The sequence below is a fragment of the Sphaerimonospora thailandensis genome (assembly GCF_016863115.1).
Lineage (GTDB): Bacteria > Actinomycetota > Actinomycetes > Streptosporangiales > Streptosporangiaceae > Sphaerimonospora > Sphaerimonospora cavernae.
This window is the reverse complement of sequence record NZ_BOOG01000071.1, coordinates 15,439-30,682: the sequence shown is the minus strand read 5'-3', so window position 1 is coordinate 30,682 and position 15,244 is coordinate 15,439. Positions and strand designations below refer to the sequence as shown.

Genomic DNA, 15,244 nt, shown 5'->3' with positions numbered 1-15,244 from the left:
GACACCGTCCATCCAACGGCCAAGCCGTGTCACGTCCACTACCTGTCGGCACCGCGACGACAACACGCCGACCCGCGGCGGTGCTCCACCCGGGCGTGGACAGGAGGCGGGGGCCGGTGGCGAGATTCCCCCGGCCCCCGCCGGGTCCCTTTCAGCGAGAACCTCGACGGTCCCCGCTGTCCCCAGTGTCGCCTAGCAACCGTGCCCGAGACCACCGCACCTCGCGACGCGTTCACCGAGGCGTTCACCAACTCGTGCCCGGATTTTCGGCAAAATGTGCGAGCCCCTGGGACAACCAGATCCGTCGCTCAAGCATCTACATAGCGCCGCGGCGATCACGCCGGCGAGGCGCGGAGGATTGAGGGGGTGACGGATATGCAGGTGAACGTTCTCGCGACGAGAGGGCTTCCGGTCGCCGACGGTTTCCTTCCGTGGATCCGTCTCCCCGCGCAACCCAACGTCAAGCCGTCCGCAATCGCCCCGCGTTACGAACAGCATGCGAGAGTCTCCGTTCGGCGCCAACCGGCCGCCCGGACTCTCACCGGTGGAGGTGGCCATCATGACGCGGTCGGAGTTCGACGACATTCGTGCACACATCGCAGCCGAGGGCAGGCGCCCGGGCAGCGACCTGCTTCAGCTGGCTGGTGAGTTGCTCGACGACCTGGAGCAGGTGCGCATGCGGGAGGTCACGCTGCGCTCCTATTATCTGCGACTGCTGACCGCCGCCCGTGCCACCGTGGCCGCGGAGGCGGCCGGGGACCCCGCACCGCTGACGTTGCTGGCGCACGAGCTGGCCAAGCACGCCCAGCTTCCTTCCGGAGAGCCCGTTGAGCGCATCCTCTCTGATGCCGGTCGGACACAGGCCTTGGCTCCGCGGGCGGATGAGCCTGGCAGGCGCGGACCGCGCCAGTCAGGTAGCCGCTACTGCGGGGGCATGAGCCGCAAGCTCAGAGGTTGACGTTTTCCTTCTCCTTCGGCATCCCTTCTCCCTCGACCTCCTCAGACCCGGCGACGACCCGGTGACGACGATCCCCGATCGAGACGGGGATCGTCGTCACGCGGTCGGGATGAGCTGGTGCACGAAGACGACGTTGGGATAGGCCGGGTTGTCGGCATAGCCGCTGACGTTGCCGAGGTAGGCCCGCTGGTAGTTCACCACCCAGGGAGCGGCGACGACGGCGCGTTTGTCGATCAGTTCGGTCTGCAGTCCGGCGTACTCCTTCTGGGCGGCCTCACGGTCGGTGGCCAGGAGTGATTGAAGTTTGTCGATCCGCTCGTCGATGTCCTTGTTCTTCAGGTAGGTCAGGTTGAAGGACACGGGATCGGCGCTACGGAAGACGTTGAGGAACCACGAGTAGGCGTCGGCGTAGTCGGGCCACCAGTACATGACGAGGATGTCCTGGCGTTTGGCCGGGTCCGCTGACTTGGCCTGGTTCCACTGCGCGTTCCACTGCATGGCCCTTGCGTCGACCTTGACGTTCAGCTCGCTCAGAGCGTTGACGAGCAGCGTGACGAGTAACTGTTCGTCGTTGTCGCCCTCGGCATACGTAAGGGTGAGGCGCAGTTCCCGGCCGCCCGGGCCGTACCCGGCTTCCCGCAGGAGTTCCTCCGCTCTCTCCAGGTCCTGACGCGGGCGCATGCCGGGCACGTGGCCGAGTAGGCCTTCCGGCACGAGACCCGCCGCCGGGTCGCCGGCTCCCTTCAGCGCCGCGATCACCCCGTCGTAGTCGATCGCCTTCTGCACAGCCTTGCGCAGCCGTACGTCCCGCAGCGGGCCGGATGCGCTGTTGAAGAGCACGAGCATGTTCTGGAACGACGGCACCTGCCGCGTACGGACTCCGGCCGTGGCCTTGGCCCGCCGGAACAGCGAGGAATTGAGCCGTTCCACGAAGCTGGCCTCGCCGCGCAGCAGGAGCTGCCAGGCGGCGTTCTGGTTGGGGACGACGCGATACTCGACGTTCTTGTAGTGCGGGCCGTCCCAGCCGCCCCAGTACTCGTCGAAGGCGCGTAGGACGAGTTCCTTCTCCCGGCCCTTGTGCCAGCTCGCCACCGTGTACGGCCCCGAGCCGGCGTCCCGCCCCTGCTGGAACCACTTCTTGAGGTCTCCGGAACCGGCTGCCTCGGTGTCGTAGATGTACGCGGCGTAGTCGGCGGAGGCGATCAGGTCGAGCGGCGCCGGATACTTGAGCGTGAACTGGACCGTGAGCGGGTCGAGCACAGTGATCTTCTGAACGGGGTCCCAGATGTACGCGGCACCAGCGGCCATGCGTTTGGTCCGCTCGATGGAAGCCTTCACGGCGTCCGCGTCAACGGGTCGGCCGGTGTGGAAGACGGCCCCGCTCCGCAACGTGAACGTCCACGCCTTGCCGTCCTGCGATGCCGTCCAGCTCTCGGCCAGCCGTGGACCCGCCCGCTTGATCAGCGGGTTGTAGACGGTCAGCGAGTCGTAGATGTTCTGCATCGCGCTGATCTCGTTCGAGTACGAACTCGCCGGGTCCCAGTCGGTGACGATGTCGAGATTGTCCAGGTAGACGAATGTCGCATCCTTCGTGGCGGGCATTCCTCCCGGGGAGCCGCTGATCGAACTGTCAGCCGGGGCCGAGCCGTCGCGGACCTCGCCGCCGCCGCAACCGGCGAGGGCCAGCACCGCCAGCACGGCGAGGACCCTCGAAACAAGGAAACGGCGCATCCGATGCGACTTTCTTTCCGACATGAGTTACCATGATCGAAGCTACTGCAAGATCATGTTTAGGTGCGATATTTCCTGACATCACATCGCACGTCTCTCATTTGACACGTCGCACTGATAACCTCTCTGGCTGTCTCAAGGGCTTCCCCGAAGCTCATGTCACCACATCGGGACGAGGTGCCATGCCTCCTCGTAGGCGGGACCGGCCTATCAGGATCAGGCTCATCGGCCTGCTCCTGGTGCCGCTTTTCTCACTGGTCGCCCTCTGGGTGGTCACAGCGGGTGTGACCATCGGCGACAGTCTCCACCTGCGCACCTACGACACCCTGTGGACCACGCTGCGCCAGCCCGCCGACCGGCTGATCGTCGAACTTCAGCGCGAACGCCTCGTGTCGGCCCGCTACCTCGGCCGCCCCGCGAACGCGGGCCGTGCCGATATGAACACCCAACGGGTGCACACTAACGAGGCCCGGGACGACGTCCGGCGGCTGGCCCTGTCGGACGCGTCGCGGGAGGCGACAACGCCCGCCATGCGCGCCCAGGTGGACGAGATGCTGGCCGGGCTCGACCGCCTGGACGAGATCCGCGGAGAGATCGACGAGGGCGTGGCCAACCGCCTGCGCGCCATCGAGACCTACAACCTGGTCAGCGACAGCATCTACCGGATGCACTACGGCCTGGCGATCATCGACGATATCCCGATCTACCAGCAGTCACGTGTGGTGATCTCGCTGGGGTACGCCAAGGAGTTGCTGACCAGGGAGCAGGCCATCGAGGCCGCGGCCGCCGCGTCGGGCGGCATGACCGACGAGGAGCGCAAGCTCTTCACCCAGCTCGTCGGCAATCGTCGCTTCCTCATCGATCAGGCCCTGCCCGAGCTGGACACCGGCCTGCGGCAGATGCACGTCAACCTGATCACCACGCCGCTCTATCAGCGGCTGCGGCTGCAGGAAGAGCGGATCATCTCGGGGGCTCGGGTCACCGCCCGCAATCAGCGGGTCTGGCAGGTCGCCTCCGACCGACTGGCCGAGTCGTTCCAGAAGGCGCAGACGGAGGCCGGCAATCGCCTCGCCGACCGCGCCGCGCCCATCGCCGACTCGATCCTGGCGCGCGCCGTCGTCGTCGGCGGCTGCGGTCTCCTCGCGGTGGTCGCCTCGATCCTCATCTCGCTGCGCTTCGGCTCCCGCCTCGCCCGTGACCTGGCCGGTCTGCGGCAGGCCGCGCTGGACCTGGCCAACGTACGGCTGCCGCGCGTGCTGGAAAAGCTCAAGAGGGGGGACGACGTCGACGTCACGATCGAGGCGCCCGCGCTCACGACGACCGGCCGTACCATCGAGATCCGGGATGTGGGGCAGGCGTTCTCCACCGTTCAGCAGTCCGCGGTCGAGGCCGCGATCGGGCAGGCCCGTCTCCAGCGTGGTGTCAGCCAGGTCTTCCTCAACCTCGCCAGGCGCAGCCAGGCACTGCTGCACCGGCAGCGGACCCAGCTTCACAGCATGCAGCGCCACACGACCGAGCCGGAGACCCTCGAGGAGTTGTTCCGTCTCGACCACCTGACGACCCGCATGCGCCGCCACGCGGAAGGCCTGATCATCCTGTCCGGCGCGACGCCCGGCCGGGCCTGGCGCAGGCCGATCCCGATGTACGACGTGGTCCGCGGCGCCGCCGCCGAGGTGGAGGACTACGCCCGGGTGAACGTGTTCCCGATGGAGGATCACGCGCTCGACGGCGCCGCGGTGGCCGACATCATCCACCTCATCGCAGAGCTGATCGAGAACGCGACCGTCTACTCGCCGCCGCACACGTCCGTGACCGTACGTGGCGAGCTGGTCGGAACCGGCTTCGCCGTGGAGATCGAGGACCGGGGGCTGGGCATGGCGCCCGACCGGCTCGCGGAGATCAACGAGCGCCTGGCCGACCCGCCGGAGTTCGACCTCGCGGACACCGACCGAATGGGGCTGTTCGTCGTCGCCAGACTCGCCGCCCGCAGGGAGGCGAAGGTGACGCTCCGGCCCTCCCCCTACGGAGGAACCACCGCCATCGTGCTCATCCCAGCCACCCTCATCGTCGTCCCGAAGGACCCCGACCTCACGCTCCTGGCTGAGGAGGAGGTCACGCCTGAGCACATCATCCTTGCCTCTCTCCGGCGGGGAGACCAGAACACCGACAAGCCGGGCGAGGAGGGATCGTGACAGAGCGCACGCAGGACCAGTGGCTGGACGAGGAGGCGGGGCCGGTCGTCCCGGCCTACGCCCTGACCCGCGGCCGGGTCCAGCCGTCCAACAAGGCGATCGACCTCGTGGCCATCGTGACCGCGACCGGCGGGCTCACGCCGGTCAGCCTCGGCCCCGAGCAGTGGATGATCCTCAGCGTGTGCGCCCGTCCCAGGTCGGTGGTGGACATCGCGGCCGCCATCGACCTGCCGCTCGGCGTGGTACGGGTGCTCGTGGGCGACCTGCACGAGCAGGGGCTCGTGCAGGTGCGCCCGCCGGCGAACGTGGCCCGGCTGCCCAACGCCGGCATTCTGAGCGAGGTCATCAGCGGGCTTCGCGCGCTGTGACGGGGAGCCGCGCCGGCTCATCCCCCAGAACGCGTTCAGAACGCGTGTGGATAATGCCGCCCGGCGTGATCACGAGTGATGTAGCCCTCCCGCAGGTCGGCCAGCACGGCCAGCGGATCGCGCTCGGCAGGCGGGCCGTACCCTCCGCCCGACCCGGTGCGCAGGTGCACGACCGAGCCCTTGGGCAGGAAGATCCGCGTCTTGAGCGAGAAGTCTTCGGTCCGCCCGTCGGGATACTCCACGGTGAGCCGGTTCGGCCGACCCGGCAGTCCCCCGGCCAGCCCCCAGGGTTCGAGTGCCGTTCTGGCCAGGCCCGCCGTAAGGTACTGGTCCTCGAGCACCCGGAAGGACAGGTCGAGCCCGAGGCCGCCGCGGTGCCGTCCCGGACCCCCGGAGTCCTCGGCCAGGGCCAGCCGCTCGATCCGCCAGGGGTTCCGCGACTCCCAGACCTCCGCCGGCGTGAACCGGGTCGCCGACTCGGAGATGTACATCAGCGCGCTCGCGCCGTCGCCGGAGGGTGAGGCGCCCTGCCCGACGGGATGCGGCGCGCCGTCCGCCCAGGGTTCGCCGGTCGCCTCCCGGTTCCCCCACCACACGAGCGCGTTGATGTCGCCGCCGCTCGCCGCGGGCACCGAGTCGGGTACGGCCTCCGCCAGCGCCCGGATGATCAGTTCGATGGCGTGGTCCGACGGAATTCCGTACATGAAGCACGGGGCCGGACGGACCGGGTGGAAGAGCGAGCCGGGCCGGGTGACCAGTTCCAGCGGGCGGAAATGGCCCTCGTTCGGCTGCTCGCCCGCGCCGGCGAGGAAGGCGATCGCGATCCGGACGGCCGCGACCGTCGACGGCAGCGGACAGTTCACCGGGCCGCCGACCTGGTCGGGGCAGTTCGTGAGGTCGACGGTCACCGACGAGCCGCTGACGGCGACCTCGACGCCGAACGGGATCGGTCCGTCGTTCACCCCGTCGGAGTCGATCACACTGGAGGCCCGGTACACGCCGTCGGGCAGCCGCTCGAACCAGCCGCGTACGAGCGCCTCGCCGTGGGCGTACATCCGGGCGACGGACCGCCGGAACGTGCCGAGGCCGTGGCGGTGGACCAGCGCGGCCAGCGCCTCGGCTCCCGTACGCGCCCCGGCCACCATCGCGTTGATGTCGCCGATGACCATCTCCGGCATCCGGCTGTTGGCCAGAATCATCCGGTAGATGTCGCTGACCAGGCGGCCGGCGTCGTAGAGCTTGACACCGGGGAAGATCGTCCCCTCCTGGTGGACATCGATCGTGTCCGTGCAGTAGGGGTCCTTGCCGCCGATGTCCAGCCAGTGCGCCTTGATCGCGGAGTAGCCGACCAGCACGTCGTCGTGGAAGATCGGAACGATCATCGCCGCGTCCTGCGGATGCGAGCCGGTGCCGTACGGGTCGTTGTAGAGGATCACGTCGCCGGGGCCCAGCGCCCCCGGCCCGCCGACGCCGTCGACGGCCTCCCGCACGCAGAAGCCGAGCGTCCCCATGAACGCGGGCAACGTCGGGGCCTGCGCGAGCATGCACATGTCGGCGTCGTAGAAGGCGACGGCGAAGTCCAGCGCCTCATAGATGATCGGGGAGAAGGCCGTGCGGATCAGCGACTGCTTCATCTGGTCGGCCGCGGCGTTCAGGCCCTGCCGGATGATCTCCGTGGTGACCGGGTCGGCTCCCTCTGCCAGCCCCGGGTTCGCCTCGACGTATCGGGTGCGTACGAGATCTCTCATCGGCCGTCCTTCCGTCTGATCACCAGGCAGCCGCTCGGGTGCGCCTCGGCGGTGAAGCCCGCGTCCAGGTAGGTCGTCGCGGTGGGTTCCAGCACAAGGGCGGGCCCCTCCAACGGGCCGTCCACCGCGCTTCGCCGCACCACGGGAGCCTCGGTCCAGGCCCGCCGCCGGAAGGACCACAGGCGAGTCACGTTCCGTGCCGTGTCGACGGCCGCCGGAGCGGGCACCGGCGGCCGGTCCGCGTCGAGCACCACCCTGGTGGTCGCCCGTACGGTGACCACCTCGAGCGGGTCGGGGAGCCGGTGGCCGAACGTCCGATGGTAGGCGTCGGAGAACCTGGCGGTGATGGACTCGACGTCGTCCTCCCCCGGCCGCAGCGGGATGGTCAGCGTGTGCTCCTGCCCCCGATGGCGTAGATCCAGGTCGACCTCCCGAACCACGTCGTCGGCGGCCATGGGCTCGACCGCCGTCAGCCGCTCGACCGCCGTCAATCGCGCGAAAAGGGCGTCCGCCAGCCGCTCGATCACCGGCAGCGCCTCGCCGTCCAGGGCGCGCACCAGTGTGCGGGCGGCGGACCGGACGATGTCGGCCTGGACCAGCCCGACCGCGGAGAAGTTGCCCGCGTTGGGCGGAACGATCACCGTGTCCACGTCGAGTTCATCGGCCAGCAGGCAGCCGAACATCGGCCCGGCTCCGCCGAAGGCGACGATGGCGGCCCCGCGGGGATCCACTCCCCGCTCGACGGTGACCCCCCGCACCGCCTGGGCCATGTGGGCGGAGGCGATCCTGATGACGCCTTCGGCGACCGCGTCGACGCCCTCGATCCCGGTCGGCCCCGGCGGCCCCGTCGTCCCGCTCAGCGCGAGCGGCCCCGCCAGTGGCGCGAGCGCCCGGGCCGCCGCGCCCGCCGACAGCGAGATCCCGCCGGAGATGTGGCCCGCGGGGATCAGGCCGAGGTGCAGCGCGGCGTCCGTCACGGTCGGCTCGGCCCCGCCGCGCAGGTAACAGGCGGGCCCGGGATCGGCGCCGGCGCTGCGCGGTCCGACCCTGAGGAGGCCGCCGGGGTCGACGTAGGCGATCGAGCCGCCGCCCGCGCCCACCGACCGTACGTCCACCCACGGGCTCTGCAGCGGCAGGCCGACGACCTCGCCCTGGAACAGCAGCGGCAGCCTGCCATCCTCGACCAGCGCGGTGTCGAAGCTCGTGCCGCCCACGTCGGCGGCGATGGCCGTACCGATCCCGAGTGTGGCCGACAGCCTCGCGGTGGCGGCGGCGCCTGCGACCGGGCCGGACAGGATCGTCTCGAACGGCCTGGCCACCGCCTCGTCCAGCGTCAGCGCACCGCCCCCCGACCGGGTCACGAGCAGCCTGCCCGTGAAGCCGCGCGCCCGCAACTCGCGATCGAGGTTGTGCAGGTACGGACCCATCCGATGGCGCACGATGGCGTCCACGACCGTGGTGGAGGTCCGCTCGTACTCCCGGTACTCCCCGGAGATCTCGTGGGACAGCGAGATCGGCCCGGTGAACCCGGCGTTCCTGAGCAGCTCCGCGACCCGCAGTTCGTGGCCGGGATCGACGTAGGAGTTGATCAGTACGACCGCGACGGCGTCCACGCCTTCGGCCTCGAACAGCCGGGCGGCCTGCCGTACGCCTGCCGGATCGAGCTCGCGGACGACGCCGCCGTCCGCGGCCACCCGCTCGTCGACCTCGACCCGCAGCCGCCGGGGCACGAGGGGCGGCGGCGGAGTCCAGAACAGGTCATAGGGGTCATCGCGGTCGCCCCGGCGGATCTCCAGCACGTCGCGGAAGCCCGCCGTCGTGACCAACCCCACGACCGCGCCGCGTTTCTCCACCCCGCGTTTCTCCACCCCGGGTTTCTCCACCCCGGGTTCGCGATTCCTCGGCCCTGATTCTCTCGGCCCGGTGGACTCGAGGAGCGCGTTGAGCCCGACCGTGGTGCCGTGTACGAAATGAGCACAGCGGGCGAGCGACTCCGCCGGGACCGCGGCGTCCACGGCGGCGAGCACCCCCAGCTCCGGCGCCCGAGGCGTGGTCGGCTGTTTGGCGGCCCTGATCTCGCCGGTCGCCGCGTCGTGGAGGACGAGGTCGGTGAATGTGCCGCCGACGTCCACTCCGATGACCGTTGTTGTCATGGTTAGTGCCCCTTCTGGATGTGGTGCGCAGGATGTCCCGTTCCGCCGCGCCAGCGTGACGCATCGAGTGCTCGTTCCAGCACGTCCTCGGCCCGGTGACAGGCGACCCGGCGCCCGGTCACCTCGCGAGCCTCCGGCGCCTCGTCCCGGCAGCGGTCCACCGCCAGCGGGCAGCGCAGCCGGAACGGGCAGCCGGTCGCGGCGGGCGCCGCCTCGGTCCGGCCGCTCGCCCGCGGAGGCTCGCCGCCGAGCCGGGGTACGGCGTCGCGCAGCGCCAGCGTGTACGGATGGGCGGGGTGGACCAGCAGGTCCCGGGTCGGTCCCGACTCGACCACCCGCCCGGCGAACAGCACATGCGACGTACGGCACAGCCGGCCGACGACCCCGAGGTTGTGCGTGATCAGCAGGTAGCCCAGGCCCCGCCCGCCGGCCAGGCCCTCCAGCAGGTCGAGGATCCTGGCCTGCACGGTGACGTCGAGTGCGCTCGTCGGCTCGTCCAGGACCAGCAGCCGCGGTTCGACGGCGAGGGCCCGGGCGATGGCGACGCGCTGCCGCTGACCGCCGGACATCTGATGCGGCCGGCGAGCGGCGAGCGCCGGGTCGAGACCGACGCCGTCGAGCAGCTCGGCCACCCGCGCCCGCCGGCCGGCACGGCTCATGCGGTGATGGGTGGTCAGTGCCTCCCCGATCGACGCCGCCGCGGTCATGCGGGGATCGAGGGCCTCGGCCTGGAAGACCGGCTGCACGGCTCGGCGGAACTCCGCGCGTCCGCTCCGGTCGAGCGCGGCCAGGTCGCGGGAGCCGTACCTGATCGTGCCCGAGCGGGGACGCAGCAGGCCGAGCAGGGCCCGGGCCAGCGTGGTCTTCCCCGATCCGCTCTCGCCGATCAGCCCGACACCGCCCTCGTCCACGGCCAGGCTCACCTCGTGGACCACCGGTGCCGCGCCGTACGCGAGGGTCACCGCGTCCGCGCTGAGCACGCTCATCTCTCCTCCTCGCGACTCGGGAGCGCGGGCACCGCGGCGACCAGTTCCCGGGTGTAGGCGTCGCGCGGCCGGTCGAACAGCTCCGCCGCTGGGCCGCTCTCCACGACGGCGCCGTCCCGCATCACCAGCACCCGGTCGGCGATCGTGGAGACCAGGGCGAGGTCGTGGGAGACGAGTAGTACGGCCAGGCCGCGCTCGTCGCGCAGCCGCCGCAGCACCGCGACCACCTCGGCCTGCACGGTGACGTCGAGCGCGCTGGTCGGCTCGTCCGCCAGCACGATCTCGGCCCCGAGGGCGAGGGCGAGCGCGATGGCGAACCGCTGGGCCTGCCCGCCGGACACCTGATGCGGGTAGCGCCGCATGATCTCCGGGTCGAGCAGCACCGCCTTGACGGCTTCCTCGGCCCGGGACCGCGCGGCCGCGCCCTTGACGCCGTGCCGGGCGAGCGCGCGGCGCATCAGCGTGCCGAGCCGCATGGTGGGGTTGAGGGCGGCCTGGGGGCTCTGCATGACGAGGGCGGCCCGCGAACCGCGGATGCCGCGCAGCTCGCCGGGACCGGCCGCCACCACGTCCACCCCACAGACAGTGATTTCTCCGGAAATATCGACACCTCGGACGCCGAGGTCGCTGACGTCACCGACGAGGCCGAGCGCGGCGAGCAGCGTCGTCGTCTTGCCCGAGCCGCTCTCGCCGACGATCGCCACGCACTCGCCGGACCCGACATCGAGCTCGGGGACGGAGGCGATCACTCGGTCGCCGATCCGGACCACGAGGCCCCTGATCCTGATCAACGTGCCGTTCCCCATCGGGCTCTCTTCGGCGCGGCTCATCGGGTCAGCCTCGCTCTCAGCCCCTCGCCCAGGACGTTGAACGCGAACGCCGTGATCAGGATGGCGAGTCCGGGGAACGTCACCACCCACCAGTTCGTGGTGAACAGCGACTGTCCCTGCTGCACCATGAGGCCCCACTCGGAGGTCGGCTCGTGCGCGCCCAGCCCCAGGTACGACAGGGCGGCCGCGGTGAGGATCACCCCGCCCCCGTCGAGGGAGAGCTGGACCAGCACCGGCGTCAGCGAGTTCGGCAGCACGTGCCGGAAGACGATCAGCGGGGCGGGCACGCCGAGGCAGCGCGCCGAGTCGACGAACGCCCGGGTCGCGACCGAGGCGGCGACCGAGGCCGTGAGCCTCGCGTACCACGGCCACCAGGTGACCGCGATGGCGACGATCACGGTCGTCACGCTCGGCTGGAGGACCACGGCCAGCGCGAGCGAGAGCAGCAGCGCGGGAAACGCGAGGAACACGTCGGTCACCCGCATGATCACATCTCGGACCCAGCCTCCGGCATAACCCGCGACGACACCGAGCACAACGCCCACCCCGCCCGAGATCGCCAGCACCGCGACGGCGATCAGCAGCGAGGTGCGGGCGCCGTACAGGACCCGGCTGAGCACGTCCCGGCCGACCTGGTCGGTGCCGAACCAGTGCTCGGCGCTCGGCGGCAGCAGGGCCTCCAGCGGATGGGTGGCCGAACCGCCGTCCTCGGGATGGGGGGCGATCCACGGGGCGAGCAGCGCGGCGAGCACGATGAGCGCCAGCAGCGCCGCCCCGGCCACGGCCAGCCGGTCCACACCCACGAGCCACCTCAGCGGCGTACGGCGCAACGCGGGCGTGGCGGCGCCCGCGGCGTCGGGGACGACCGGCGCGGTCATCGGGCCCTCGCTCTCGGGTCGATCACACCCTGCAGCAGGTCGACGGCGAGGTTGGCCAGGACGTAGAGCGCCGCCACGAGCAGCGTGACCCCGGCGATCGACGGGGTGTCGAGGGTGCGGATCGAGTCGGTGGCGTACCGGCCGAGACCCGGCCAGTTGAACACGGCCTCCACGAGGAATCCGTTCACGATCGAGTAGGCGAAGACGAGCGCGATCAGCGAGAGCACCGGGTTCAGCGCCGGGCGCAGGGCGAAACGGGTCAGCACGGCGGTCTCCCCGAATCCGAGGGCGCGTTCCATCCGGGCATGGTCGCGGGCCGATTCCTCGATGAGCGCGGCCCGGGTCATCTGGGCGATCACACCCGTCGGGTAGGCCGCGAGGACCAGCGCGGGCAGCACGAGATGGTGCAGGGTGCTGGTGAGGATCGGCCAGTTGCCGGTGAACAGGGCGTCAACGGCGGTGATGTTCGTGTAGACCCGCAGGGGGCTGGTCTGGTCGAGGCCCGTGTCGTACTCTCCGGCGATCGGGAACCAGCCGAGGCCGCTACTGAAGATCGTCTGCAGGGCGAGGGCCATCCAGAACACCGGCACCGACACGGCAAGCATCGACGAGAGCCGGATCGACAGGTCGGGCAGCCGTCCCTTGTGGCGGGCGGCGGCGACGCCCAGCGGGATCCCGGCCGCCACCGCGATGACCAGCGCCGCCGCCACCAGCTCGAGCGAGGCCGGGAACGCCAGGAACAGGTCGTCGCGCACCGGCCGCCTGGTGTGCAGGCTGACGCCCCAGTCACCGGTGACCAGGTCGCGAACGTAGTTCCACAGCTGCACCGGCAGCGGGTCGTCCAGCCCGAACCGCTGCCGCGCCGCGGCCAACTCGGCCGGCGACGCCCTCGGCCCCGCGTAGGCGACGGCCGGGTCGCCGGGGACCAACCGCATGATCACGAAGGTGAGGGTGACCACGCCGGCCACGACCAGGGCGGCCTGGCCGAGCCGGCGGATCAGGTACCGCGACATGCCTCAGGCGCCGGGCTTGAGGTCGTGGACGAACACGACATTCGGGTAGGCGGGGTTGTCCACATATCCCTGGACCGACTTGGCGAAGGCCCGCTGGTAGTTCATCACGTACGGCACGGCCACGGCCGCCCGCTCGTTAATGATCTTGTTCTGCAGCTCGGCGTACGCCTTCTCCGCGGCGTCCCTGTCGGTCGCCGTCAGCTGGGGCAGCTCGTTGATCCGCTTGTCGATCGCGTCGTCCCTCAGATAGGAGAGGTTGAACGAGATCGGGTCCTCGCTGCGGAAGATGTTGACGAACCACGAGAAGGCGTCGGCGTAGTCGGGCCACCAGTACATGACGAGGATGTCCTGCCTCTTGGCCGGGTCCTTCGCCTTGGCCTGGTCCCATTGGGTGGTCCACTGCAGCGGCTTGGCCGACAGCTTCACGTTCAGCTTGTCCAGGGTGGACGACAGCAGCGTCACCAGCACCTCCTGGTCGCTGTCGCCCTGGGCATAGGTGAGGGTCAGCTCGAGCTTCTTGCCGCCGGGGCCGTACCCCGCCTCCTTGAGCAGCGCCTCGGCGCCGGCGAGGTCCTGCCTCGGCGTCTGGCCGGCGTTGTGGCCGAGCAGGCCCTCGGGTACCAGGCCCGCCGCCGGGGCGCCCGCACCTTTCAGCACCGCCACCACCCCGTCGTAGTCGATCGCCTTCTGCAGCGCCTGGCGCAGCCGTACGTCCTTCAACGGCCCGCTGTGCGTGTTGAACAGCGTCAGCAGGTTCTGGAACGACGGCGTCTGGGCCGCCTGCACCGTGGGCGTGCCGCCGGCCTCGGCGAACAGCTGCGGGTTGAGCCGCGCCACGAACGTCACCTCGCCACCCCGCAGAAGCTGCCAGGCGGTGGTGAGTTCGGGCGTGACCCGGTATGCGATCTTCTTGTAGCGCGGCCCGTCCCAGCCGCCCCAATAGTCGTCGAACGCCTTCAGCGTGAGCTCGGTCTCCTTGCCCTTCTCCCAGGTGTCGATCGTGTACGGGCCCGAGCCCGCGTCATGACCCTCACCGAACCACGTCTTGAGGTCTCCTGAGCCGGCGGCCGTGGTGTCGTAGACGTACGAGGCGTAACCGGCCGAGGCCACCAGGTCGAGAGCCGTGGGGTACTTGAGCGTGAACTTCAGCGTCGAGGAATCCTTCGCCTCGATCTTCTTGACCGCGTCCCAGATGTAGGCCGCGCCCGCCCCCATCTTCATCGTGCGTTCGATGGCGGCCTTCGCGGCGGCCGCGTCGACGGGTTTGCCGGTGTGGAACGTGGCCCCCTGACGCAGCGTGAACGTCCACTTCTTGCCGTCGTCCGAGGACGTCCACGACGTCGCCAGCCGCGGCTCGGCCTGCTTCGTCTGCGGGTTGTAGCGGGTCAGCGACTCGTAGATGTTCTGCATCGCGAGGATCTCGTTGGAGTACGAGCTCGCCGGATCCCAGTCGGTGACGACGTCGAGGTTGGGGACGTAGACGAACGTGGCGTCCGCCGCACTCGAGGGATTCTGGGCGTTCTGGGACGTGCCCGGCTGCGTGGAGCCTTCGGAGCCGTCGGCCCCGCCACGGATCTTGCCGCCGCCGCACGCCGTGGCGGTGAGGGTCAGGGCGGCCACGGCTCCCGCCGCGAGCAGACGTTTGTGCCAGCGCATGTGAGGGGGGTTCCTTTCTCTCGCCGGACCGCCGGCCCCTTATCAGGCCAACGGCCCGGCGGCCTTGACTTGTAGGCGCACAGCGAGCTCAGGCAGGTAGCTGAGCGGGATCTCGCTGAGCTCGACGATCTGGACCTGGGCCGGATCGGCCCCGGCGGCGACGGCCCGGGCGGCCGCCTCCTCCTTGGTCTTTTCGATCAATCTAGTCCTGGCGTTTCCGTCTCCCCCAACGGCCGGTCGCCGCGTCGGGAGGAAACCGCGGTCCTCACGAAGCCCGCTCCGCTGGGCCTTCGCTACGCTCCTCGCTCCCTCCCGCTTCGCTCTCTGGATTCCGCTGACCCGGGGGGTCACGCTGAAATGATGCGGGTGCGGGCAGAGAAAAGGCCCGGAGGGAAACCCTCCGGGCCTTTCACGTGGTAGCGGGGACAGGATTTGAACCTGCGACCTCTGGGTTATGAGCCCAGCGAGCTACCGAACTGCTCCACCCCGCGTCGTTTTCTTATGTCTCCATACTACCGCGGCCGCGCCCAGTCGCCAAATCGGTTTCCCGGGAGACGGCTTCCGGCGATAGCGAAGGCCCCGGTTCCTCCAGGTCACCGGAGGTCGGGGCCTTCAAAAGTAGCGGGGACAGGATTTGAACCTGCGACCTCTGGGTTATGAGCCCAGCGAGCTACCGAGCTGCTCCACCCCGCGTCGGCATCTACAGAGTAGCCGGGATCCGGACACGAGGC

General features: G+C 70.1%; 12 protein-coding genes and 2 tRNA genes. 3 read left to right on the top strand and 11 right to left on the bottom strand.

The genetic code is table 11. The features are described from left to right. Positions 1–496: 496 nt before the first annotated feature. Positions 497–958, top strand: coding sequence for a hypothetical protein (locus Mth01_RS26755; RefSeq protein WP_239090036.1), 462 nt, complete (start codon positions 497–499; stop codon positions 956–958). Between the two features lie 96 nt (positions 959–1,054). Here the strand turns inward: Mth01_RS26755 and Mth01_RS26750 are convergent, their stop codons facing one another. Continuing rightward, the gene (locus tag Mth01_RS26750; protein WP_204018726.1) at positions 1,055–2,689 is read right to left on the bottom strand and encodes an ABC transporter substrate-binding protein; all 1,635 of its coding nucleotides are present in this window, start codon (positions 2,687–2,689) and stop codon (positions 1,055–1,057) included. A gap of 182 nt (positions 2,690–2,871) precedes the next feature. Here Mth01_RS26750 and Mth01_RS26745 point away from each other — a divergent pair, with 182 nt between their 5' ends. Together Mth01_RS26745 and Mth01_RS26740 are read left to right on the top strand one after the other, a co-directional pair. Continuing rightward, complete coding sequence (locus tag Mth01_RS26745; RefSeq protein WP_239090035.1) at positions 2,872–4,881, top strand: sensor histidine kinase; 2,010 nt, start codon at positions 2,872–2,874, stop codon at positions 4,879–4,881. Then, entirely contained in the window at positions 4,878–5,249 is a 372-nt protein-coding gene (locus tag Mth01_RS26740; RefSeq protein WP_204018725.1) for a DUF742 domain-containing protein, read from the top strand. The genes Mth01_RS26745 and Mth01_RS26740 overlap by 4 nt, the downstream gene beginning before the upstream one ends. Before the next feature lie 35 nt (positions 5,250–5,284). Here the strand turns inward: Mth01_RS26740 and Mth01_RS26735 are convergent, their stop codons facing one another. The 10 genes from Mth01_RS26735 to Mth01_RS26690 all read right to left on the bottom strand — a co-directional run bounded on the left by Mth01_RS26735 (position 5,285) and on the right by Mth01_RS26690 (position 15,206). Next, on the bottom strand, positions 5,285–6,997 hold the full coding sequence (locus Mth01_RS26735; protein WP_204018724.1) for a hydantoinase B/oxoprolinase family protein: 1,713 nt from the start codon (positions 6,995–6,997) through the stop codon (positions 5,285–5,287). Next, the gene (locus Mth01_RS26730; protein ID WP_204018723.1) at positions 6,994–9,150 is read right to left on the bottom strand and encodes a hydantoinase/oxoprolinase family protein; all 2,157 of its coding nucleotides are present in this window, start codon (positions 9,148–9,150) and stop codon (positions 6,994–6,996) included. The genes Mth01_RS26735 and Mth01_RS26730 overlap by 4 nt, the downstream gene beginning before the upstream one ends. 2 nt (positions 9,151–9,152) lie before the next feature. Then, positions 9,153–10,136, bottom strand: coding sequence for an ABC transporter ATP-binding protein (locus tag Mth01_RS26725; RefSeq protein ID WP_204018722.1), 984 nt, complete (start codon positions 10,134–10,136; stop codon positions 9,153–9,155). Continuing rightward, entirely contained in the window at positions 10,133–10,966 is an 834-nt protein-coding gene (locus Mth01_RS26720; RefSeq protein WP_239090034.1) for an ATP-binding cassette domain-containing protein, read from the bottom strand. The genes Mth01_RS26725 and Mth01_RS26720 overlap by 4 nt, the downstream gene beginning before the upstream one ends. Beyond that, positions 10,963–11,844, bottom strand: a complete 882-nt coding sequence (locus Mth01_RS26715) for an ABC transporter permease (RefSeq protein ID WP_204018721.1) — start codon at positions 11,842–11,844, stop codon at positions 10,963–10,965. Before Mth01_RS26715 ends, Mth01_RS26720 begins: the two co-directional genes overlap by 4 nt. Beyond that, positions 11,841–12,857, bottom strand: a complete 1,017-nt coding sequence (locus Mth01_RS26710; protein ID WP_204018720.1) for an ABC transporter permease — start codon at positions 12,855–12,857, stop codon at positions 11,841–11,843. The genes Mth01_RS26715 and Mth01_RS26710 overlap by 4 nt, the downstream gene beginning before the upstream one ends. 3 nt (positions 12,858–12,860) lie before the next feature. Then, positions 12,861–14,513 carry an ABC transporter substrate-binding protein gene (locus Mth01_RS26705; protein ID WP_204018719.1) on the bottom strand — a complete coding sequence of 551 codons (1,653 nt, stop codon included), beginning with the start codon at positions 14,511–14,513 and terminating at the stop codon, positions 12,861–12,863. A gap of 42 nt (positions 14,514–14,555) precedes the next feature. Next, entirely contained in the window at positions 14,556–14,714 is a 159-nt protein-coding gene (locus Mth01_RS26700) for a hypothetical protein (RefSeq protein ID WP_204018718.1), read from the bottom strand. Between the two features lie 213 nt (positions 14,715–14,927). Then, a tRNA-Met gene (locus Mth01_RS26695) sits at positions 14,928–15,004 on the bottom strand. 128 nt (positions 15,005–15,132) lie between these two features. Further along, a tRNA-Met gene (locus Mth01_RS26690) sits at positions 15,133–15,206 on the bottom strand. Positions 15,207–15,244 lie beyond the last annotated feature (38 nt).

What these genes read in the sequence shown, in the direction of transcription:
- Mth01_RS26755 (WP_239090036.1), top strand. Translation starts at nt 497, where the DNA reads ATGCGAGAGTCTCCGTTCGGCGCCAACCGGCCGCCCGGACTCTCACCG.
- Mth01_RS26750 (WP_204018726.1), bottom strand. Translation starts at nt 2,689, where the DNA reads ATGCGCCGTTTCCTTGTTTCGAGGGTCCTCGCCGTGCTGGCGGTGCTG.
- Mth01_RS26745 (WP_239090035.1), top strand. Translation starts at nt 2,872, where the DNA reads ATGCCTCCTCGTAGGCGGGACCGGCCTATCAGGATCAGGCTCATCGGC.
- Mth01_RS26735 (WP_204018724.1), bottom strand. Translation starts at nt 6,997, where the DNA reads ATGAGAGATCTCGTACGCACCCGATACGTCGAGGCGAACCCGGGGCTG.
- Mth01_RS26730 (WP_204018723.1), bottom strand. Translation starts at nt 9,150, where the DNA reads ATGACAACAACGGTCATCGGAGTGGACGTCGGCGGCACATTCACCGAC.
- Mth01_RS26725 (WP_204018722.1), bottom strand. Translation starts at nt 10,136, where the DNA reads ATGAGCGTGCTCAGCGCGGACGCGGTGACCCTCGCGTACGGCGCGGCA.
- Mth01_RS26720 (WP_239090034.1), bottom strand. Translation starts at nt 10,966, where the DNA reads ATGAGCCGCGCCGAAGAGAGCCCGATGGGGAACGGCACGTTGATCAGG.
- Mth01_RS26715 (WP_204018721.1), bottom strand. Translation starts at nt 11,844, where the DNA reads ATGACCGCGCCGGTCGTCCCCGACGCCGCGGGCGCCGCCACGCCCGCG.
- Mth01_RS26710 (WP_204018720.1), bottom strand. Translation starts at nt 12,857, where the DNA reads ATGTCGCGGTACCTGATCCGCCGGCTCGGCCAGGCCGCCCTGGTCGTG.
- Mth01_RS26705 (WP_204018719.1), bottom strand. Translation starts at nt 14,513, where the DNA reads ATGCGCTGGCACAAACGTCTGCTCGCGGCGGGAGCCGTGGCCGCCCTG.